This is a genomic window from Pectinatus frisingensis (assembly GCF_015732285.1).
In the GTDB taxonomy this organism is placed as follows: Bacteria; Bacillota; Negativicutes; order Selenomonadales; family Selenomonadaceae; genus Pectinatus; species Pectinatus frisingensis.
Genome location: NZ_WIQU01000022.1, coordinates 230,104 through 252,216 on the forward strand (window position 1 = coordinate 230,104; position 22,113 = coordinate 252,216).

At 39.0% G+C, this 22,113-nt stretch carries 24 protein-coding genes; 20 read left to right on the plus strand and 4 right to left on the minus strand.

Annotation, left to right across the window (positions count from 1 at the left end):
* Positions 1 to 87: 87 nt before the first annotated feature.
* From pfkA to speB, 18 genes are all read left to right on the plus strand, one after another.
* Positions 88 to 1,053 carry a 6-phosphofructokinase gene (gene pfkA / locus I6751_RS04020; RefSeq protein WP_196591790.1) on the plus strand — a complete coding sequence of 322 codons (966 nt, stop codon included), beginning with the start codon at positions 88 to 90 and terminating at the stop codon, positions 1,051 to 1,053.
* A 200-nt stretch (positions 1,054 to 1,253) separates the two neighbouring features.
* Positions 1,254 to 1,661 (plus strand): acyl-CoA thioesterase, encoded by a 408-nt coding sequence (locus I6751_RS04025; protein ID WP_182188415.1) that lies wholly within the window; start codon positions 1,254 to 1,256, stop codon positions 1,659 to 1,661.
* Positions 1,662 to 1,690: 29 nt separating this feature from the next.
* On the plus strand, positions 1,691 to 2,500 hold the full coding sequence (murI, locus tag I6751_RS04030) for a glutamate racemase (RefSeq protein WP_196591791.1): 810 nt from the start codon (positions 1,691 to 1,693) through the stop codon (positions 2,498 to 2,500).
* Between the two features lie 16 nt (positions 2,501 to 2,516).
* Positions 2,517 to 3,035 (plus strand): hypothetical protein, encoded by a 519-nt coding sequence (locus I6751_RS04035; RefSeq protein WP_196591792.1) that lies wholly within the window; start codon positions 2,517 to 2,519, stop codon positions 3,033 to 3,035.
* A gap of 21 nt (positions 3,036 to 3,056) precedes the next feature.
* Positions 3,057 to 3,713: a coenzyme F420-0:L-glutamate ligase gene (locus I6751_RS04040; RefSeq protein ID WP_196591793.1), complete on the plus strand. Its 657-nt coding sequence runs from the start codon at positions 3,057 to 3,059 to the stop codon at positions 3,711 to 3,713.
* Positions 3,714 to 3,810: 97 nt separating this feature from the next.
* Positions 3,811 to 4,953: a metallophosphoesterase gene (locus I6751_RS04045; RefSeq protein WP_196591794.1), complete on the plus strand. Its 1,143-nt coding sequence runs from the start codon at positions 3,811 to 3,813 to the stop codon at positions 4,951 to 4,953.
* 36 nt (positions 4,954 to 4,989) lie between these two features.
* Positions 4,990 to 5,736 (plus strand): ribonuclease PH, encoded by a 747-nt coding sequence (rph, locus tag I6751_RS04050; protein WP_231035406.1) that lies wholly within the window; start codon positions 4,990 to 4,992, stop codon positions 5,734 to 5,736.
* A 1-nt stretch (position 5,737) separates the two neighbouring features.
* Positions 5,738 to 6,334 carry an RdgB/HAM1 family non-canonical purine NTP pyrophosphatase gene (gene rdgB / locus I6751_RS04055; RefSeq protein ID WP_231037956.1) on the plus strand — a complete coding sequence of 199 codons (597 nt, stop codon included), beginning with the start codon at positions 5,738 to 5,740 and terminating at the stop codon, positions 6,332 to 6,334.
* Positions 6,331 to 6,813 (plus strand): metallophosphoesterase family protein, encoded by a 483-nt coding sequence (locus I6751_RS04060; RefSeq protein ID WP_196591795.1) that lies wholly within the window; start codon positions 6,331 to 6,333, stop codon positions 6,811 to 6,813. Before rdgB ends, I6751_RS04060 begins: the two co-directional genes overlap by 4 nt.
* A gap of 172 nt (positions 6,814 to 6,985) precedes the next feature.
* On the plus strand, positions 6,986 to 7,828 hold the full coding sequence (locus tag I6751_RS04065; protein ID WP_196591796.1) for a fumarate hydratase: 843 nt from the start codon (positions 6,986 to 6,988) through the stop codon (positions 7,826 to 7,828).
* Between the two features lie 21 nt (positions 7,829 to 7,849).
* Positions 7,850 to 8,407, plus strand: a complete 558-nt coding sequence (locus I6751_RS04070) for a Fe-S-containing hydro-lyase (RefSeq protein WP_182188422.1) — start codon at positions 7,850 to 7,852, stop codon at positions 8,405 to 8,407.
* 84 nt (positions 8,408 to 8,491) lie between these two features.
* The gene (locus tag I6751_RS04075) at positions 8,492 to 9,112 is read left to right on the plus strand and encodes a succinate dehydrogenase/fumarate reductase transmembrane subunit (protein ID WP_182188423.1); all 621 of its coding nucleotides are present in this window, start codon (positions 8,492 to 8,494) and stop codon (positions 9,110 to 9,112) included.
* Between the two features lie 34 nt (positions 9,113 to 9,146).
* Positions 9,147 to 10,904 (plus strand): succinate dehydrogenase flavoprotein subunit, encoded by a 1,758-nt coding sequence (sdhA, locus tag I6751_RS04080; protein WP_196591797.1) that lies wholly within the window; start codon positions 9,147 to 9,149, stop codon positions 10,902 to 10,904.
* A gap of 5 nt (positions 10,905 to 10,909) precedes the next feature.
* Positions 10,910 to 11,662 carry a succinate dehydrogenase iron-sulfur subunit gene (gene sdhB, locus I6751_RS04085; RefSeq protein WP_182188425.1) on the plus strand — a complete coding sequence of 251 codons (753 nt, stop codon included), beginning with the start codon at positions 10,910 to 10,912 and terminating at the stop codon, positions 11,660 to 11,662.
* Positions 11,663 to 12,133: 471 nt separating this feature from the next.
* Entirely contained in the window at positions 12,134 to 12,925 is a 792-nt protein-coding gene (gene speD / locus I6751_RS04090) for an adenosylmethionine decarboxylase (RefSeq protein WP_196591798.1), read from the plus strand.
* A 22-nt stretch (positions 12,926 to 12,947) separates the two neighbouring features.
* A complete protein-coding gene (locus I6751_RS04095; RefSeq protein WP_196591799.1) occupies positions 12,948 to 14,399 on the plus strand; it encodes an aminotransferase class I/II-fold pyridoxal phosphate-dependent enzyme in 1,452 nt (483 codons plus the stop codon).
* Between the two features lie 6 nt (positions 14,400 to 14,405).
* Positions 14,406 to 15,257 (plus strand): polyamine aminopropyltransferase, encoded by an 852-nt coding sequence (gene speE, locus I6751_RS04100; RefSeq protein ID WP_182188427.1) that lies wholly within the window; start codon positions 14,406 to 14,408, stop codon positions 15,255 to 15,257.
* Positions 15,244 to 16,119 carry an agmatinase gene (speB, locus tag I6751_RS04105; RefSeq protein WP_330998142.1) on the plus strand — a complete coding sequence of 292 codons (876 nt, stop codon included), beginning with the start codon at positions 15,244 to 15,246 and terminating at the stop codon, positions 16,117 to 16,119. Before speE ends, speB begins: the two co-directional genes overlap by 14 nt.
* Positions 16,120 to 16,284: 165 nt before the next feature.
* Here the strand turns inward: speB and I6751_RS04110 are convergent, their stop codons facing one another.
* Positions 16,285 to 16,932: a TetR family transcriptional regulator gene (locus tag I6751_RS04110; protein ID WP_182188428.1), complete on the minus strand. Its 648-nt coding sequence runs from the start codon at positions 16,930 to 16,932 to the stop codon at positions 16,285 to 16,287.
* 152 nt (positions 16,933 to 17,084) lie between these two features.
* Between I6751_RS04110 and I6751_RS04115 the strand changes: the two genes are divergently transcribed.
* The gene (locus I6751_RS04115; protein WP_196591800.1) at positions 17,085 to 18,566 is read left to right on the plus strand and encodes an aldehyde dehydrogenase family protein; all 1,482 of its coding nucleotides are present in this window, start codon (positions 17,085 to 17,087) and stop codon (positions 18,564 to 18,566) included.
* Between the two features lie 76 nt (positions 18,567 to 18,642).
* Here the strand turns inward: I6751_RS04115 and I6751_RS04120 are convergent, their stop codons facing one another.
* Positions 18,643 to 19,581, minus strand: a complete 939-nt coding sequence (locus I6751_RS04120; RefSeq protein ID WP_196591801.1) for a GGDEF domain-containing protein — start codon at positions 19,579 to 19,581, stop codon at positions 18,643 to 18,645.
* Between the two features lie 224 nt (positions 19,582 to 19,805).
* On the opposite strand from I6751_RS04120, the gene I6751_RS04125 reads away from it, so the two are divergent.
* Entirely contained in the window at positions 19,806 to 20,540 is a 735-nt protein-coding gene (locus I6751_RS04125) for a Bax inhibitor-1/YccA family protein (RefSeq protein ID WP_196591802.1), read from the plus strand.
* Positions 20,541 to 20,636: 96 nt separating this feature from the next.
* On the opposite strand, the gene fmt is transcribed toward I6751_RS04125, so the two are convergent.
* Both fmt and def read right to left on the minus strand, forming a co-directional pair.
* A complete protein-coding gene (gene fmt / locus I6751_RS04130; RefSeq protein WP_196591901.1) occupies positions 20,637 to 21,575 on the minus strand; it encodes a methionyl-tRNA formyltransferase in 939 nt (312 codons plus the stop codon).
* Positions 21,568 to 22,038 carry a peptide deformylase gene (gene def / locus I6751_RS04135; RefSeq protein ID WP_196591803.1) on the minus strand — a complete coding sequence of 157 codons (471 nt, stop codon included), beginning with the start codon at positions 22,036 to 22,038 and terminating at the stop codon, positions 21,568 to 21,570. Before def ends, fmt begins: the two co-directional genes overlap by 8 nt.
* Between the last annotated feature and the right edge of the window lie 75 nt (positions 22,039 to 22,113).

The window sequence follows — 22,113 nt, forward strand, 5'->3', positions numbered from 1 at the left end:
AATTATCTAAAATAAAAATAATTATAGTTCATTAGGATTATATAAAGCCTGATTTAGAACTTAGTGAAAACAGGGGAGAGTGGCAAAATGTTAAAATCCATTGCAGTGTTGACTAGCGGCGGTGATAGCCCAGGAATGAATGCAGCTACACGCGCAGTTGTTCGTACCGCAATTTTTGAGGGAGTCAAGGTCTGGGGCATTTATAACGGTTACCAGGGAATGATTGAAGACGATATACATGAGTTGACTTCCCGCAGTGTAAGTGACATTATTCAACGTGGCGGCACTTTTCTGGGAACAGCGCGCAGTGAAGAATTCAAGACGGAAGCAGGTCGTAAAAAAGCACTGGCCAATCTAAAAAAACATGAAATAGAAGGGCTGGTCATTATTGGCGGTGATGGAAGTCTTACCGGTGGGTCACTTCTAAGTAAACTCGGTAACGGTATGCCGATAGTAGGCCTACCAGGAACTATTGACAATGACGTATGGGGAACAGATTATACTATCGGTGCCGATACAGCTGTCAATACAATTTTGGATGCGATAAACAAACTGCGCGATACGGCATCATCACACCGGCGGATAATTGTCATTGAAGTAATGGGAAGAAAATCAGGCTGGCTTGCCATGATGTCGGGCATCGCTGGTGGTGCTGAATATATTTTAGTACCGGAGGCAAAATTTGATTTAGACCAAATATGTCGGGAATTGAAGGATTCTTACACCAGTGGGCGGCGCTATAGTATTATAGTCGTTGCTGAAGGAGCTGGCAGCGGCATTGAAATCAGCAAACAAATAGGGGCAAAAACCGGTATTGATACGAGAGTATCAGTTTTAGGACATATACAAAGAGGCGGCTCTCCTAGTGTGGAAGATCGTTTGAAAGCAAGTATATTGGGAGAACGGGCAGCTTTGGCTGTCATTTCAGGTGTTTCCAATGTGGTTTTTGGGTTTAATGCCGGTAAAGTCGTAAGTATCGATTTATTTGATTCAGTTAACAATACAAAGACGCTTGATCCAGAATTAGTGCGTCTGGCACGCGTTTTAACCTGATTGATATTTTTTGTTTACCTGCGGACACATTATAATTATTGGAAAAGCCGATATGACTTTGTCGTATCGGCTTTTCCAATAATTACTTTATTTTTCATTAGCAATGTGTTATATTTGAATAAGTCTGTTATTTTGCTATTGTAGTGGGTTGGCGGCAATCAATGCGGAATTGTTGAAATAATATGGTGGGAGGCATAGCGATGGTCACAATGATAAATTATCGTGTCCATTTTTTTGATACTGATGCAATGGCTGTTGTGCATCATGCTAATTATATAAGATGGTTCGAAATAGCGCGGGTAGATTTTTTGCGTAAAGCGGGTATAATACTCACGGAAATGATGGATGATGGTTATGTATTCCCGATAACTGATGTAAGGGTAAAATACCTGTCGTCAGGATATTATGATGATATTCTGACAATAAAAACCATACCCACCGCATTGACACGCGCAAAAATGGAATTTTCCTATGAAGTATATCGGGAAAAGGATAATACACTTTTGGTGAAAGGTTTTACGCAAAATGTGTTTACTAATAAAAATACGGGTAAAATTGTACGTCTGCCGGCCAAATATTATGATAAAATGCGGCAGGCCTTAAAATAAAATCATACGCTGATTAGGAGAGAATGCAGATGCAGGCTTGTGCACCAATTGGAGTTTTTGATTCTGGATCGGGAGGGCTTACTGTTGCTTATCAATTACATAAAATTTTACCATCGGAAAATATAATCTATGTCGGTGATTTGCAAAGAATGCCTTATGGACCACGTAATCCGGGGGAAATAATAAAATTTATGCAGCAGTTTTTGAATTTTTTTAAGCTAAAAAAAGTAAAAATGGCTGTTTTTGCTTGTAATACAATGACCTCATGGGGATTCGATGCGGCTGCCGGCAGAGAACCGTATTATCTTGTACCAATGAATACGGCTGTAGCGGAAGCTGTTGCAGTTTCGCCACATAAAAAAATAGGGGTAATTGCCACTGAGGCAACGGTAAGAAAAAATTTCCATAGTGATGTAGCTGCGGAGCTTGATAAGGATATTCAAGTTATAGCGCGGGCTTGTCCTGAATTTGTGCCGCTTATTGAGGGCGGGCATATCGATGATATGGCGATTGAAACGGTGGTCAGGCGCTATATGGCAATGTTTTCTGCTGATAAAATCGAAGCGCTCATTTTGGGATGTACACATTATCCAATAATTAAAGATTTGTTGAAAAAATATCTGCCGTCTTATGTTACATTGGTAGATCCGGCATTATCCACAGCTGAAGCGGCAAGGAATATTTTAGAGCAAAACAAACTTATAAATGATGACAGGCAAAAAGGCAGTCTGGAATTCTTTTTTTCGGCAATGCCTGAACATGCCGGAGAAATGGTGAAGATTGTGATGGGAATTGATAATCCGGTTATCAGCGGTATAGATCTGAGTAAGTTTAATTGATTTAGGGGGTAAATCAATGGAAGTATTGATTATAATAGTCATAGGGATAATATATCTGATTTGGCACAATATCGGTGATGCTGATATTAATTTTAAAATAAAGGAACATACGCCTTTTGTACTTGATGAATTAAAAGAAGATAAGGCCGTTTTTTCTACTGAGATTGAAATTAGTAATGATGGAAAGCAATGTGCGACAATAATGGATTGCTTCATACGTTCCCAGCTGCCTTATGAACAATTTGCCGGTGTGAAAGTATATGGTAAAGCTGAACTAAAAAATGTACCGCGTGAAGATGACTATTTTGAAGCGGTACTGATTCAAAAACATGAAAAAATAAATATTGTAATAAAAATAACATTACTTGACCGCAATAAACAAAGCATTAAGGAAATATTACGGCATGTTGTCGATATACCAGTAGATGTGGTTTATCAGCATACTGCGCGCCATAAGGCGGCATTGGACAAGAAGCGGCTTGTGCTGCCGGCGGCAGAAATTGCAGCTTTACTCAATATAGAGCTTGTAGATTGATATTTTGGGGGTAGAATGTTGATGAATGATGTCGAAATAGTTTCAGTGCCGACTAGAATAATTACAGAAAAAGATAATATTGTAGACATTATAGAACGGTATACTAAAGACAAGGTCACTGAAAATGATATCATATCGGTGGCTGAAAGCGTGGTTGCAATAACACAAGGGAGATTTGTGCGGCCGGAAGACTTAAAAATATCCAAAACAGCACTTTTTTGTTGCCGTTTTATTCCGGACTATGGCAGTCTGGCCAGCCCGCACGGTATGCAGTCATTAATGGATGTGGAAGGCAAATGGCGGGTTGCGGCGGCCTTGTTTTTAGGATTTGCAGCTAAATTAATTGGTAAAAACGGATATTTTTATAAATGGGGCGGCGAGCAGGCAGCACTTATTGATGATGTGACCGGGACAATGCCGCCTTTTGATAAGTGCATTGTTTATGGACCTGATAAACCAAATGAAGTCGTAAAACAAATAAAAGATCGTTTGGGTTGCTTTGGTGCAGTCATTGCAGATGTAAATGATTTGAAACGGTCTCGTATTGTTGGAGTGACTGATGCGGTGGATGGGAATAAGGTTGCTAAACTTTTATTGGATAATCCTTTTGGCAATGCATCGCAAAAAACACCAATTGTTATAATAAAGAATTTTAAGCAGTATCAAGAAGAAAATTAAAAAATGATGCCGGCAGATTCATTCTGCCCGGCATATTTTTTACTTCATATCAGTCAAGTGTCATATAGGTTATTTAAATGTTTGGGTGGGATAAGTTATGTTCGGTATTTTTATAACATCGGTAGCTTTGACCTTTGTGGTATTCTCATTATTATTTGCTTATGCACTGCATGATACCTTTCCCCGCATCGACAGCAAATATATTTACTTGAAAGTGCTTTTATGTAATGCAGCACTATTGGCATGTCTGTATATTAGTAAGATAATACCGACTTTTGTGCCTTTAATATGGCTTTTACAGCAAGTAATAATAGCAGTATTTGTTGGGGAAATTTTTGCAGCATTATTGAAGGCAGTTTGTTGGGCAGCAGTGAAACTATACGGAAAAGTGATTGGCAGTACAAAATCTGTCGCTGTTAACAAATCACGGCGGATGTTTTTGTATAAGGCAGCTCTTTTACCATTGAGCGGAGCTGTTTTATATGGCAGTTTTATAGAAAAAAATAATATTATTTTAAATCAATATGATATCCCGGTAAAAAATTTCGATGTACTACGCGGTTTTAAAATAGCCCATTTGACAGATGCTCACATGGGCAGCTTTTTCTCTTTAGAAAAGTTGCGATATATACTTGATCGTCTGGTAAAATTATCACCAGATATTTTAGCTGTGACCGGTGATATTTTTGACGATGACCGTATTAACAAAGCGGCTGTGGCATTACTTGGCAGCTATTGCTATCAGTTTAAGTATGGTATATATTTTTGTTGGGGTAATCACGAATATATGCGTGACATGCAGTTAATAAAGGACAGTATAAAAAATACACCAATTAAAGTTTTAACAAATGAAAACGATACATTAAAAATCGCCGATAAAAAATTATCAATAATTGGTGTTGATTATCCGCATAATCGCAGTCATTTTGCTGAATTAAGCGATGAATATATGAAGCAGGCAATGTGTGGCATACCAATCGATTCTTGCAAAGTATTACTGGCGCATCATTCGGATTTTATTGATAATGGTTTTTCCAATGGTATTGATTTGACTCTGACCGGACACACACATGGCGGACAGTTGGGAGTGTTTGGACATCCGCTGTTTCCGGGATTCAAATATACACGTGGTATGTATATGCTTGGCAGCATGTATGGCTATGTCAGTACCGGAGCCGGCAGCTGGTTTCCTTTTCGGCTGGGTTGTCCGCCGGAAATAACGTTATTTACATTGGTATGATTAAAATTGTTTTATTATAAAGTTATGGGGGATTTTATGATTAGAAAAGATGGGCGCAGTGATACACAGCTGCGCCAGATCAAAATAACCCGGCATTATTTAAAGAATCCGGCCGGGTCGGTTTTGATTGAGCTTGGTGATACAAAAGTAATTTGTACGGCTACTATTCAATCAACAGTTCCAAAATTTTTACGCGGAACAGGAACAGGCTGGTTGTCGGCCGAATATTCATTATTACCGGGATCCACGCAGACCAGGGTGACAAGAGATGCCGTACGTGGCAGAATCAATGGACGCACACAGGAGATACAGCGTCTCATTGGCAGAAGTCTGCGTAGTGTAATGGATTTAAAAGCCTTGGGGGAACGTAATATAATTATCGATTGTGATGTCATCCAAGCTGATGGAGGAACGAGAACGGCCTCGATAACTGGTTCTTTTGTGGCTCTTATTGATGCAATGGAAACAATTTATGATCCGCAGAAAGTTTTTCCTGTAAAAGATTTTCTGGCGGCAATTAGTGTTGGCGTAATAAATGAAAAAGACGTAGTATTGGATTTAAATTATGAAGAAGATAGCGCAGCAGTGGTCGATATGAACGTTGTGATGGCTGGAATTGGTGATTTTGTGGAAATTCAGGGAACGGGAGAAGGTCATCCCTTTTCTCATCGGCAGCTTAATGATTTGCTGGAAAAAGCTGAAGCGGGAATAAATAAAATAATTTCATATCAAAAAGATATTTTGGGAAATTATCTCGGCTGGCGAATAGGAAGGGAGCCTTGAAATGATGAGAACAGTTGTTATAGCTACAAAAAATAAGGGAAAGATAAAAGAATTGCTGGAAGAATTTACAGGACTGCCAATTAAGGTCAGATCATTAGACGAATTTTCCGATTTACCAACGGCAAAAGAAAATGGAGATAGTTTTGCAGAAAATGCCCTGATAAAAGCAAAATTTTATTCTCAACAGACAGGGATGGCCTGTATTGCGGATGACTCCGGACTGGAAATCGATGCTTTAAATAAGCGCCCGGGAATATATTCGGCGCGTTTTGCGGGAGAACCAAGTGATGATCAGGCCAATAATCATAAAATGATTGATGAATTAAACAACGTACATTGTGTTGAATCAAGTGCCCGATATAAATGCGCCCTGGTGTTTTATGATGTTAATGGTAAAATTTTTCAGACTGAAGGCATATGCGAGGGCACGATAAAAATAGTTCCCAGTGGTGTCAATGGATTTGGTTATGATCCGTATTTTTATTTATCCGATAAAAAAAGTATGGCTCAGTTGTCTATAAGAGAAAAACAAATAATAAGCCATAGGGGTGAAGCCGTATATAAAATGAAAAAACTATTGACAGGTTATTTATTATGAAAATAGGAATTATTAGTGACAGTCATGGAAATACACAGACTGTCGATAAGGCAGTTAAAAAAGCTGCTGATGTACAAATGTGGCTGCATGCCGGTGATTATATCCAAGATGCCGAATATTTATCTGAAATTGTGGCTGTACCAGTAGTAAAAGTGGCCGGCAATGGGGATTGGAATAATATTGATGTCCCTGAAGATGAGTTTATAAATATAGGAAATAAAAAAATCTGGCTTACACACGGACATAAATATCAGATTAAATGGGGAATCGATTGTTTGAGACAAGAAGCAGAAAAAAATAACGCCGATGTAATTATTTTTGGACATAATCATGTTTATTCCAAGCAGTACATTGATAACCGATTATTTATTAATCCAGGAAGTATAGCACTGCCGCGCGATGGAGAAAAAGGTAGTTTTGCAGTTATGAATTTTTTAGAAAACAAAACTGCAATTGACGTCCAAAGGTATACAATATAATATTATTTGACATTTTATTATGATCAAAAATATTCATATAGATTATAAAATAAAAATGAATCGATTTCACCTTTTTTAATCTGAAAATACTTGTTATTAAAGGCTTGAAAGCCTTTTAAAAATGTGATAACATTTATTGCATTGGGATGATTATATTCTTAGGAGGGTTTATATGCGTACTATACAGGTAGAAAAAATAACAGACGCAGTTGCACAGATGTGTAAAGAAGCGGCGTATTACTTGCCTGAAGATGTTTATCAAGCATTGAAAAAAGGGAAAGAAACTGAAGAATCTCCAGTCGGCCGTGATGTTCTTGACCAGATAATAAAGAATGCTGAAATAGCCAAGGCGGAAGACAGACCAATTTGTCAGGATACCGGTATGACAATTATTTTTCTTGAAGTAGGTCAGGATCTTCACATTGAAGGCGGTAGTTTAAATGATGCGGTCAACGCCGGCGTGGCAAAAGGCTATACGGAAGGTTATTTAAGAAAATCAGTGGTTGCTGAACCACTGTTTGATAGAAAAAATACACAAAACAATACTCCCGCTATTATTTATACGGAAATGGTGCCCGGTAATAAGTTAAAAATTGAACTTGAACCAAAAGGTTTTGGCAGTGAAAATAAATCAGGCATAAGAATGCTGGTGCCGGCTGATGGTGTTGAAGGAGTAAAGAAGGCTGTAATGGAAATAATTTTACATGCCAGCTGCAATCCATGTCCGCCTATGGTCGTCGGTGTTGGCATTGGCGGAACTATGGATAAGGCAGCGTATTATTCCAAACGCGCGTTGCTGCGCCCTTTGACCGAACGTAATGCTCATCCGAAGTATGCAAAACTGGAAGGTGAACTTTTAGAATTGATAAATAAGACTGGTATCGGGCCTCAGCTCGGCGGCACAACGTCGGCACTGGCAGTGAATATTGAATGGGGTCCGACACATATTGCCGGTCTGCCTGTTGCAGTGACTATTTGTTGTCATGCTACGCGTCATAGTAAACGTGTATTATAATTTTGAGGAGGAATGTTGATAATGGCTGAAAAAATTCGAATTACGACGCCTTTGACTGAAGAACAATCCCGCAAACTTAGAGCAGGTGACAGTGTTTTGATAAGTGGGGTGATTTATAGTGCCCGTGATGCTGCTCATAAGGTGATGACAGAAGCTTTGGCAAGAGGTGAAAAGCTTCCTATTGACTGGCACAACCAGATTGTCTATTATCTGGGACCTACACCGGCAAAACCAGGTGATCCGATTGGTTCATGCGGACCGACTACTGCCGGACGCATGGATGCATATACCCCGACGATGCTGGAACAAGGCATTAAGGGCATGATCGGCAAAGGATCGCGCTCACCGGAAGTAATTGAATCAATGAAAAAAAATGGTGTCACATACTTTGCTGCTGTAGGTGGCGCGGCTGCTTTTATAGCTAAATCAGTGAAAAAATATGAAGTGATTGCTTATCCTGAATTAGGACCTGAAGCACTTGCTGCACTTACCGTCGAAGATTTCCCTGCTATTGTTGTAATCGACTCGAAGGGAAATAATTTTTATGAAATAGGACAAAAACCCTATCGTAAACTTTAATTTTTAGAAATTCGGAAGGCTCAGACAATTGAGGTATCCTTATTTTAAATTTTCCCAAAGGGGATTAATAATAGGAGGTTCATAATGTTCCATGTAACATTTTACATTCGTCGTCTGCATTCTATTTGCGGGATTGTGCCAATGGGATTATTCCTGTTAGAACATGTATTGACTAACGCAGAGGCTATGGGCGGACCGGCAGCTTTTAATGAAGCTATTGCAAGAATTGCATTAATACCGCATAATATCATGCTTGTGATTGAAATTTTTGGCCTTGCTATTCCGTTTTTGTTTCATATGATTTACGGGCTTTATATTGCCCTGCAGGCAAATAATAATCCTGCTCAATATGGTTATACCCGTAATTGGCAGTTTGCTTTACAGAGATGGACGGCTATATTCCTGTTTGTCTTTTTGATTATCCATGTAGTTGATCTGCGTATTTTCACCAAGGGCGGCGGAACACCTATTTCTTATGCTTTATTGGATGAAATGTTCAATAATATGGGTTGGTTTGTTCTTTATCTTTTGGGGATGCTTGCTGCTATCTTCCATTTCTGCAATGGTATGACTACATTATGCATGACTTGGGGCATTGCTAAGGGACCTCGTGCCCAGTCAGTGGTCGGCAAGTTGATGATGCTTGTCTGTGCAGTGTTGTGTATTGTTACTATTGCATTTATGGCATCATATAAAATGCATTGATTAGTTTTTTATTAAGAATAAGGAGAGAAGCTACGTGAGTAAAAAGAATATAATTGTTGTCGGCGGCGGTTTATCCGGTCTTATGGCAACTATTAAAATTTGCGAAGCAGGCGGCGAAGTAAAATTATTCTCGTATTGCCCTGTAAAACGTTCACACTCGTTGTGCGCACAAGGCGGTATCAATGCGTGCATGAACACCAAAGGACAAAATGATACAACTTGGGAACATTTTGATGATACTGTATACGGCGGTGACTTTTTAGCAGATCAGACGGCTGTCAAAGGGATGTGCGAAGCTGCACCAAAGTTGATAAAAATGTTTGATAGAATGGGAGTTCCTTTTACACGTACGGCAGAAGGTGTATTGGATCTTCGTAATTTTGGCGGACAGAAAAATAAACGTACCGTATTTGCAGGTTCTACAACAGGGCAGCAGCTTTTATATGCTCTCGATGAACAAGTGCGCAAATGGGAAGTAAAGGGCAATGTCAAAAAATATGAATTCTGGGAATTTATTAGGATAATAAAAAATGATAACGGTATTTGCCGCGGCATTGTGGCCCAGAATATGAACTCTATGGAGATTGAAGCATTTCGTGCTGATGCTGTTATTTTGGCTACGGGTGGCCCAGGTGTTATTTTTGGTCGCTGCACGGCATCGACTATTTGCAATGGTTCTGCTGTATCGGCAGTTTACCAGCAAGGTGCTGAAATCGGCAACAGTGAATTTATTCAGATTCATCCGACGGCTATTCCGGGTTCCGATAAAAACCGTCTTATGTCAGAAGCCTGCCGCGGTGAAGGCGGGCGTGTATGGACTTATAAAGATGGTAAACCATGGTATTTTCTGGAAGAAATGTATCCGGCTTATGGGAATCTTGTGCCGCGTGACATTGCTTCCCGGGCAATTTATGATGTCTGCGTAAACCAAAAACTTGGTATAAATGGTGAAAACCGTGTATATTTGGATTTATCACATATCCCGGCTGAGTATTTGGAACGCAAACTCGGCGGTATATTGGAAATGTATTCAGAATTTGTCGGTGATGATCCGCGTAAAGTTCCAATGCAGATTTATCCTTCTGTACATTATTCCATGGGTGGTATCTGGGTAGATACTAAACATAACACTAATATTCCAGCATTGCTGGCTTCCGGTGAATGTGATTACCAGTATCATGGGGCAAATCGTTTAGGTGCAAATTCATTGCTTTCGGCAGCTTATTCAGGAACTATTTCGGGTCCTGAAGCTATCCGGTGGTCTGAAAGTGATGATATCGGAGAAGAACTGACTGATGAACAATTAGCTGCGGCTAAACAAACCTGTGTGGATGAATTTGAAAATATTATTAATATGAATGGCAAGGAAAATGCACATGAACTTCATCACGAACTGGGTGATTTGATGAACAGATATTGTACAATAGTTCGTGTCAATAAAGAACTTGACCTTTGTATGGATGAATTGAAAAAAATCCTCGTTCGGTGGAATGATATCGGTGTAAACGATAAGGGACATTGGGCAAATCAGGAAGCAATGTTTGTTCGTCAGCTGCATAACATGATCATTTATGCTATGGTTATTTGCAAAGCCGCCCGTATGCGTGATGAAAGCCGCGGTGCTCATTATAAACCAGAGTTCCCTAATCGTGATGATGAACATTTTCTTAAAACAACTATTGCTTCATATAATGCTGAAACACATGAACCAAATATTACCTATAGAGAATATGATCACTCCTTGATTAAACCACGTCCACGTCGTTACGATGTTGCTAAGGGAGGTAAATAATAACAATGTCAGAACAAAAAACAGTACATTTTATTATAGAACGTCAGGATGGGCCTGACAGCAAACCGTATACAGAAGAGTTTTTGGTTCCGTACCGCCCGGCACTTAACGTTGTCGCTGCTTTGATGGAAATACAAAAAAAACCTGTTACAAAAGATGGTAAAAAGACAACTCCGGTCGTATGGGAATGTAATTGTTTGGAAAAAGTCTGTGGTGCTTGCATGATGGTAATCAATGGGAAGGCACGTCAGGCTTGTGCTACACTTGTTGACCAAATACCACAGCCGATACGTCTTGCTCCGGCGCGTACTTTTCCTGTGATCCGCGATTTACAGATTGATCGTTCAGTGATGTTTGAAAGTCTTAAGCGCATTCGTGGATGGATTGATGTTGATGGCAGCTGGGAAGTAAACACTGCTCCTATCCAAAACCCGTACACAGCTGCTACTGCCTATGAAATAGCACATTGCATGACTTGCGGCTGCTGTCTGGAAGCGTGCCCTAATGTCGGGCCGCAATCTGATTTTATAGGACCGGCACCTACTGTTCAGGCTTATCTGTTTAACCTTAATCCACTTGGCAGCTTTAATAAGGATAAACGGCTTAATGCATTGATGGAAAAGGGCGGTATCACAAGCTGCGGCAACAGTCAAAACTGTGTGCAGGTATGTCCGAAAAATATTAAGTTAACAACTTATTTGGCTCAATTGAATCGTGATGTCAATAAACAAGCATTGAAAAATATTTTCAATAAGTAAGTTTAAAGCGATGCCCGCCTTTGTAAATGAAGGCGGGCATTTTTGCGGTTAAGTTTCTTTGTTTTATCATAATATAAGTTCTTGCTTTTACTGATAAATTCTTTTATAATAGAGCTTACAGTAATAATTAGTATAAAGTCCAGTGTGAGCAGAAATTGTTGACTGCTTTATAAATAAGGCAACACAACGGACAGGGCAACTGCCCTTTTTATTGATTCTGCTATTGCATCATTATAGCAGATAAAACTAGGATTTCAATATCACAGTTTGAAATCGGGGTTCATTTTATAAGAATATTTTGCGTATTGGCGCGTTGCTTGTGAAATGGTCAATAAGAGTATTAAAAGTAATTTTCTGCTATATAGACTCTGGCTCATATAAAGGTATCAGCGACGATATCTTCATAACTCAGGTAAACGGCAGTATGTGCAGTTTTATCTGAGTTTTATTTTGCGGAAAAGAGGTCATTGTATGAATGAAAAATTGAAATTATATGGCTTTAATAATCTTACTAAGGCATTGAGTTTTAATATCTATGATGTTTGTTATGCCAAGACACCGAGGGAACAAAAAGATTATATAAAATATATTGGCGAGGAATATAATTCAGAACGATTGACCAAAATACTAACACATGTGACGGAGATGATCGGAGCAAAAGTGCTGCACATCGCTAAACAGGATTATGATCCGCAGGGAGCCAGCGTAGCGATGCTGATAGGCAATAAAAATATGTCCAGGTCGGCTTATGCTGATGTGGAAGATGAAACTGTGTCGGGCAATACAATTCTTGCCCATTTGGATAAAAGCCATGTAACTGTGCATACTTATCCCGAATATCATCCTGATAATTGTATAGCTACTTTTCGTGTTGATATTGATGTATCAACTTGCGGAGAGATAACGCCGCTGAATACGCTTAATTATTTGATAGGCAATTTTGATTCCGACATAATAACCATGGACTATCGTGTGCGTGGTTTCACAAGAGATGTCAGCGGCAAAAAGTTATTTATGGATCATCGCATAGCTTCAATTCAGGATTTTATTGATCCTAAAACTTTAGAAGAATATGATGCTATTGATATAAATATGTATCAGGCTAATCTTTTTCATACGAAAATGCTGATAAAGGAATGTGATCTGAGCAATTACCTGTTTAAAACTGATATTTATGAAATACCACCCAAAACACGTTTATCAATAATGAATGGTCTGCGTCGGGAAATGATCGAAATTTTTAGTGGTACAAATATCTTTTAAAAAAGGGGAATTGAGTTTAAAGGTGAAAAAACTTACACAGGAAAATGCACCGATATTGGAAGCTTTGGAAAAAATGAAACAAAGACGTATTGTACCATTTGATGTACCGGGACATAAACGGGGCCGCGGTAATAAAGTCCTGACTGATTTTTTAGGGGAAAAATGTATGGCAGTCGATGTGAATTCAATGAAACCTCTGGATAATTTGTGTCATCCTGTTTCCGTTATAAAAGATGCCGAACATTTGGCGGCCGCGGCTTTTGGTGCGGCTCATGCTTTTTTCATGGTGGGAGGAACTACTTCGTCAGTACAGGCTATGATACTCACTGTGTGTAAGCGGGGAGATAAGATAATTTTACCGCGCAACGTACACAGAAGTGTCATTAATGCGATGATTTTATGTGGGGCAGTACCAATATACATAAATCCGCAAATGGATAAAACACTAGGGATTTCTCTTGGAATGAGCATTGCTGATGTTACCGCCGCAATTGAAAATAACCCTGATGCCAAAGCGGTGCTGGTCAATAATCCTACGTATTATGGTATTTGTTCTGATATAAAAACGATAGTTCGGACAGCTCATGCCAATAATATGTTTGTTCTGGCTGATGAAGCACATGGTACCCATTTCTATTTTAGTGACCGGCTGCCGCTTGCTGCAATGCATGCAGGTGCCGATATGGCAGCGGTGAGTCTTCATAAATCAGGAGGCTCTTTGACCCAAAGCTCGATGCTGTTTATAAACGATAAAATTTCCGAGGGTTATGTTCGGCAGATAATCAATCTTACACAAACGACCAGTGGCTCTTATCTTTTAATGTCAAGCCTTGATATTTCCCGGCGGAATTTGGCTCTCTGTGGAAAACAAATTATTGATTCGGTGATAGACTTAGTAGAGTATGCCCGTAGTGAAATAAATAATATTGGCGATTATTATGCTTATTCCCAGGAAAAAATAGACGGTGATGCAATTTATGATTTTGACATAACGAAACTGTCTATATATACGAGGTCTATTGGATTAGCCGGCATTGAAGTGTATGACATACTGCGTGATGAATATGATATTCAAACGGAGTTTGGTGATTTGGCAAATTTATTGGCTTACGTATCCATTGGTGATCGTCCGCGCGACATGGAGCGGCTGGTAAGTGCACTATCAGAAATACGACGCATTTATAAAAAAGATTCTACAGGAATGCTGGAAGCGGAGTATATAAATCCGCAGGTGATTTTACCACCCCAGGATGCTTTTTACACTGATAATGAAAAATCATTGCCTTTGGATGAAGCAGTGGGAAAAGTTTGTACGGAATTTGTTATGTGTTATCCGCCAGGAATACCAATATTGGCGCCGGGGGAATTGGTCACCGGACAGGTATTGGAATACATTCATTATGCTAAAGAAAAAGGCTGTCAGATGACTGGCCCTGAAGATATGGAATTAAAACATTTAAATGTAATGGGGTGATGTATTATGGAATTATGGTTCACTGAAAAACATACACCATATGTACGGTTTTCTATAAAAGTAGATAAACAGCTTTATTCGGGGAAAAGTGAATTTCAGCGTATTGATGTTTTTGAATCAAAAGAATTCGGCCGCATTTTAACATTAGATGGTTATTTGATGTTGACAGAAAAAGATGAATTTATTTACCATGAAATGATTACGCACGTACCGATGTCAGTCATGCCGCAGGCACAGAAAATTCTTATCATCGGCGGTGGTGACGGAGGAACTGCCAGGGAAATACTGCGTTATAAAACAGTTAAAAGAATTGACCTCGTCGATATTGATGCAACCGTGGCTGATGTTTGCCGAAAATATATACCTCAGACGGGTGCCAGTCTTGATGATCCGCGTGTACATTGCCACTTTGAAGACGGATTGAAATATATTCGTCATTATGAGAACGATTATGATATTATTATAGTTGATTCCACCGATCCGTTTGGTCCGGGAGAAGGGCTGTTTACAAAAGAATTTTATGGAAATTGCTATAAAGCATTGAAAGACGATGGAATAATGGTTAATCAGCATGAAAGCCCGTTTTATACTGAGGATGCCTATGCTATGCAACGAGCCCATAAAAGGATTTTTGCGTCTTTTCCTATCAGCCGGATATACCAGGCACATATTCCAACATATCCTTCAGGTCATTGGTTGTTTGGTTTTGCCTCTAAAAAATATCATCCTATTGAAGATGCTGATTGGGACAAATGGGAGAAGTTGGGAATAAAGACACGGTATTATAATCCTAAATTACACGCAGGTGCATTTGCCCTGCCCAATTATGTGGAGGAAATAGTTCGTGAGGTTGAATAAAAATATTGAAACAATTATTGGTTGCGAAAAGGAATATGATGCAGCCAATGTAGTTATATTCGGGGCCCCGTTTGATTCGACTGCTTCTTATCGTCCCGGAGCCCGTTTTGCGTCAAAAACGATGCGAACAGAATCATATAATATGGAAACATACAGCCCGTATCTTGACCTTGATTTGGAAAGTGACACCAAGATATTTGATGGAGGAGAACTGTCGGTCTCACTCGGAGATACACAAAAGACACTTGACATCATTTATGAATTCAGTAAGAACTTATTGATGGACCATAAATTACCATTTATGATCGGTGGAGAGCATTTGGTAACTTTAGGCGCATTCAGGGCTGTCGCTGAAAAATATCCTGACGTTCATATTATTCATTTTGATGCTCATGCTGATTTGCGTGATGAATTTCTGGAAACGCCATTTTCTCATGCCACTGTCTTACGGCGCTGTTATGATAAAATCGGTGATGGCCGTATCTTTCAGTTTGGAATCAGAAGTGGAGAAAAAACAGAAATGCTCTGGGGCAAAAAACATGTTCAGATGCATTTATTTGACTTTGCAGGATTAGACAAAGTTCTTGATAAATTACATGACAAACCAATTTATTTTACTGTTGATCTTGACGTACTGGATCCGGCTGTTTTTCCAGGGACAGGGACGCCTGAAGCCGGTGGTGTCACTTTTGATGAATTACGCCTCGCCATGCAGGCAGTTGCGAAACTGAATATTGTTGGTACTGATATGGTGGAACTGAGTCCGCCATGCGACTTAAGCGGAGTATCAACTACCGTGGCATTAAAATTATTAAGGGAGTTTTTGCTGGCTTTAGTGGGCAATGATCATTTAAATAAATAATAAAGGCAGTTATGATGAATTATAAGTGAAAGAGCTGTCGTATGTGAAATTTTCATTCATAATATGCAAATTTTGTTTCCTTTGTCTATTTCAGGAGGGAAAAATTGCACTTTATGAGGTCAATGATATTCATACGACAGCTCTTTTGTTATTACAAGTATGATTTTAATTATTTTCAACAAGATTGGCAGCCAGTAAATAAATACCATGGAAACAAAGACGGCGAAAACTGATGGTATTAAAAATGACATGAGCTTCTTTCATTGCTGTCTTTTGTTTTTTGCTCAGATGAGTAAACGGATAAATACCAAAAACATAAATAAAGAATTCTGAGCGGAAAGTTTTTTTTGCTTTTTCAGGTGTGGCAGAAAAAAATTTGTCTATCCCCTGTGAAAGTATATCAAATACTACGGCAGAATTTTTTTTAAAAGCAGACAGTTTTTCTGTACGGCAATTATTTTCTATGGCGGTGAGATGAATAGATAGGAGCCTTAGCATTTTTTCTCGTCTGACTAAAGAGTCAGTGAGAAAATGACAAAATTCTTCTTTGCCCATAGTATTGCAGACATGAAATTTTGCTGCAACATCGGCATACCAATCCATATATTCTCTTTGCATGAGATCAAGGAAGATTTCTTCTTTTGTTTTGTAATAATTATAAATAGAAGGCCGAGTGAAAGAAGTAAGTTCGGATATGGCTTTTATTGTAACACTGTTGAAGCTAGAATTGCCATAAAGTGTATCGCAAGCATCGATGATTTCCTTTTGACGACGGGTAATTTGTTCTTCAGTGCGGGCTCTTTGAAAATTCATGTCATTCTCCTTAACATATAAATCTATATTATATTATACCGTACTATTAGTTTTTTTTCTAATTTCTGCTGTGATAATAGTTGACGCATTGTCAATTATTTGTTATATTATAAATAAATAACACAGTGTCAGCAATATAAGGAGGAGATTTAATGGATAAAGTTATTGATGGGAAATATGGTCTGTGGATTGGCGGTAAATGGACAACTGCCGAAGCTGATAAAACATATGAAACAATATGTCCGGCCACTGGTGAAGTATTGGCCAGCTGTGCCGAAGCCTCTAAAAAAGATGTGGACACAGCTGTTCAGGCTGCATGGCAGGCTTTTAATGAATGGAAGAAGACTAGTGTGGGACAGCGTTCAGCGATATTATTGAAAATTGCTGATGTTATTGATACTAATAAAGAGAATTTGGCTAAAATTGAAAGTATGGATAATGGCAAGCCGATTCGTGAAACATTAAATATAGATATACCGGCAGCCAGTGATCATTTTCGTTATTTTGCCGGCGTTTTACGGGCTGAAGAAGGAACAGCATCTTTTATTGATGACAATACGTTAAGTATCGTAACCGATGAACCGATTGGCGTTGTCGGGCAGATAGTTCCCTGGAACTTTCCGTTTTTGATGGCAGCATGGAAACTGGCACCTGCATTGGCAGCAGGAAATTGCATAGTATTTAAACCATCTAGTGAAACATCATTAAGTGTGCTGACTTTAGCTAAACTTATCGATGCAGCTGATATTTTACCGGCCGGGGTGCTTAATGTAGTGACTGGTAAAGGGTCAACAACAGGAAATTATATTCTGGAACATCCCAATATCAAAAAGCTGGCATTTACCGGTTCTACAGAAGTCGGGTATGACGTAGCTAAAGCTGCCGCTGCCAAATTAATTCCGGCGACCTTGGAATTGGGTGGTAAATCAGCCAACATATTCTTTGATGATATGCCTTGGGATAAAGCGGTTGAAGGTGTCTGCCTGGGAATATTGTTTAACCAAGGACAGGTTTGCTGCGCCGGTTCGCGCGTTTTTGTGCAGGATACAGTTTATGATAAATTTTTAGCTGCTGTTAAGGAAAAATTTGAAGCGGTTAAAATCGGTTTACCACTGGATAAAGCTACAATGCTGGGGAGTCAGATAAGCCAGCGACAGTTAAAGAAAATTTTATCATATATAGATATAGGACAAAAAGAAGGCGCTGTTGTCGTGACCGGCGGTAAAAAGGCTGTTTTATCGGGTTTGGAAAACGGTGCCTATATGCAGCCGACAATATTGGGAAATGTTACTAATGACATGCGTGTGGCTCGTGAAGAAATTTTTGGACCGGTAGTATGCTTCATTAAATTTCACACTGAAGAAGAAGCGGTGCGCATGGCTAATGATAGTGAATATGGTCTTGGCGGAGCAGTCTGGACAAAAGATATCAACAGGGCTTTTCGTGTAGCACGTGCCGTAGAAACAGGACGGATGTGGGTGAATGATTATAATAATTTACCGGCACATGCACCATTTGGCGGTTATAAAAAATCTGGTATTGGCAGAGAAACGCATAAAATGATTTTGAAAAATTATACTCAGACAAAAAATATTTTCATCAGTTTGAAGGAAGCCCCTGCTGGTTTATATTGACTTAGCAGGTGAGCATGGAATTAAAGATATAAAAACAGCACGCCGGCTGGGTTAACTGCCCAGCCGGCGTGCTGTTTTAGCTTATTATTGCATTTTTACCACTTGTTTTAGCCTGGTACAAATTTTTGTCAGCCAGTCGTATGGCAGCCTTCAAAATATCGTAAGCACTGTCAGTTGCTGCAGGAGAAATAATTTTCAACCCAAAACTGCTGGTAATATTGAAGATATGATTGTCAGAAGTTTCAATATGGAGCTCTTCTATACCTGCGCGTATCTGCTCAGCAGTCATTTTTAATTCCCGCAAAGAGGTATTGGGCAGACAGATTATGAATTCATCACCGCCGTATCGTCCGACAAAATCGTATTTACGACAATTCCTGGTAATTGTGTCAGCTAGATTTTTTAAAACAATATCACCGACGATATGTCCGTATTTATCATTTATTCCCTTGAAATTATCCACATCGGATAAGATGATGCCGATGTATGTACCTTGAATTTGTGCTTTTTGAAATTCTTCGGCAAAGCGAGTAAAAAAAATCTGTCGGTTATATACTTGAGTAAGATTATCATAATAAGCTAAAGCCTCAAGATCTTTCCTATGTGTTTCTGCTTCGATAAGTCTTCGTACACGATGCCGGAGAATAGTTTTGTTTACCGGTTTAGTTATAAAATCATCAGCACCGGCTAAAAATACATCATCAATATGTTTATCACCATCCAAAGCCGTTATCATTATTATAGGGGTATACTCTGAACGATGTGAATGACGCAATTCACGGCAGGTAGTAATACCGTCCTTTATCGGCATGACTACATCCAATAAGATCAAATCGGGCAGTACCAAGGGGAAAAGGTCTGTTACCTGTTTTCCGTTGGGAACATCAATAACATTGTAATGCTCATTTATTAAGAAATCAGTTATTATTTTTCGCACCAGTTTATCATCATCAGCAATCATTATTATTGGTTTATGTTCAATATAATCTGATACTTTATTGACCGTTTTGGACATGTTCCAGATCTCCGCTCTAAGTTTTAAGATAAATAACCACAATTAATAATATAACAGTTGTAAGGTAAATAGTAAATGATAAAATGATTGAATTTTTTTAAAGATAGATATAATATTTCTTGATAACAAGTGAAATTGCGGTTTATTGGTTAAAATGTTATAATTAACATATTGCTGATGGTTTGGCAGTCAGATTATTTTACCAGGTGAGGGGAAGAAGAAAAATGGCTAATCCTGTTATTCGGATAATGGAAAAAGAAAATGAAACTGCGGCAGTAAACTTTGGTCAGACGGCAACGTTAGCTGGTTCTATACGAAAAAGTATTGGATTAGTGTTATTGACAATAGTAGCAGCGGTTGTTGCAGCCCACTATTTAGCTGATACCGGACTCGCTGCAGCGGGAATTGGGGCAGGTTTCATTGGAGGTTTTATTTTAGCAATGATAACGTGCTTTAAACCGGGAATCGCTGAATATACTGCACCGGGGTATGCTGTCTTTGAGGGAATGGCTTTAGGTGTTATCTCGATGCAGTTTGAACAGATGTATTATGGTGTGTCGGCTATAGCTGTTGGAATTACTTTTGCTATTATGATTTCAATGCTGCTGCTTTGGAAAACGGGGATAATAGCTGTTACGGATAAGACTCGTTCAACTATAATAAGCATGACCGTCGCTGTAGCGTTATTTTATTTTGTCGGATTGGTAGCCTCTTTTTTGGGTGTTGATTTTATGCCGCATTCAGGTATTATGGGAATTGCTGTTTCAGTTATTATTTCAGCAATAGCAGCATTCAATTTATTACTTGACTTTGACAATATAGAAAAATCAGTAGCAAATGGTATGCCCCGATATATGGAATATTTTACGGCATTTGGATTATTGTTGACCTTAGTATGGATATATGTGGAAATTTTGCGTTTGGTTACAATGGTAATGTCATTATTTGAGGATAACTGATAGTATTAATAAAGCATTTTATCAGCGGTAATATATTGCAAATGTCGTGATAAATAAAACCGCCCATCATAGTTTTTGTTTGATGGGCGGTTTTATTTATTGAAGTTTAGCAGGTAGGTGCAGTTTATGCCCGTTAATATAAGCGGCGGCCGTCATACGTTTTTTGTTGGGAGCCTGCAGTTCAAGAATTTTAATACTGCCATTTCCGGTTGCAATTATAAAGCCGTCATGGGTGATTTTTATTATTTCACCAGGTGATGAATCTTTGATGCCAGTTGAAGATAAGGCTGTACGCCAAATTTTTATTTTCTGTCCGTTAAAAAATGTAAATGCCACTGGCCAGGAATTAAGACCACGAACAAGATTATGAATTTCCTGGGCAGATTTTTGCCAGTCAATTTTACAATTCGCATCATTGAGCATCGGTGAATATGAAGATAAAGAATCATTTTGTTTTTTTCGCGGCACATTATCTTGTTCAACCAACTTTATGGTTTTGGCAAGTAAATCAGCGCCTATTGCCATAAGTTTGTCATGCAGCTGATTTGTTGTCATTTCGCTTGATATCCCGATAGATTGTTTTAATATTATATCACCAGTATCAAGACCGGCATCCATATACATCGTGGTGACACCGGTGAGCGTTTCACCGCGGATAATTGACCAATGTATCGGTGCTGCCCCGCGATAAGCCGGCAGAAGGGAAGCATGGACATTTATGCAGCCTTTGGGCGGTATATCGAGTATTGCCTGAGAGAGAAGTTGGCCAAAAGCCACGACGATAATTATATCGGGATTTAATTCTCTTAGTTTTTCAACAAAATTTGTGTCTTTGACCTTAGCCGGCTGCAAGACAGGAAGGCTGTGTTCTAAAGCAAATGTTTTTACCGGCGAGGGTGTAAATTTTTGTCCACGGCCGCGTTTTTTGTCAGGTTGGGTTATAACAGCGATGATAGTACTTAGCTTATTTAATTCAGCAAGACAGGGAACGGCAAAATCCGGAGTGCCCATGAAAATTGCACGCAGTTTAGTCATCATTATCCTCCTGCTTAGTTATACTTTTGGCCTTGTCGATAAATAGGATACCTTCTAAATGGTCGAATTCATGCTGGATACAGCGGGACAATAAATCACCTTTTGCCGTTATACGCTGTTGTTTACCGCGGCGGTTGAGAAATTTCACTGATACATTGGCGAAACGTTCTACTTCACCGCTCATGCCGGGAATGCTCAGGCATCCTTCAAATCCGAGCATATTGCCTTCGGTACGTACTATTTCAGGATTTATTAATTCAATTAATCCATCACCAACATCAATTACAATAATACGCTGCGAAACACCGACTTGTGGGGCTGCAAGTCCTACACCTTCAGCATTGTACAAGGTTTCAGCCATGTCATCAAGTAGCCTTCTCGTGCTGCTGTCGATTTTTTCTACGACAGCAGCTTTCTTTTTTAATATAGGGTCACCAATTGTTTTAATATTCAATAGAGACATAAGTATATCAACTCCAGTGCATTTTAGTGTAATATATATTTAATAATTCAGCTTGTATTCTTTTAATAATTTTAG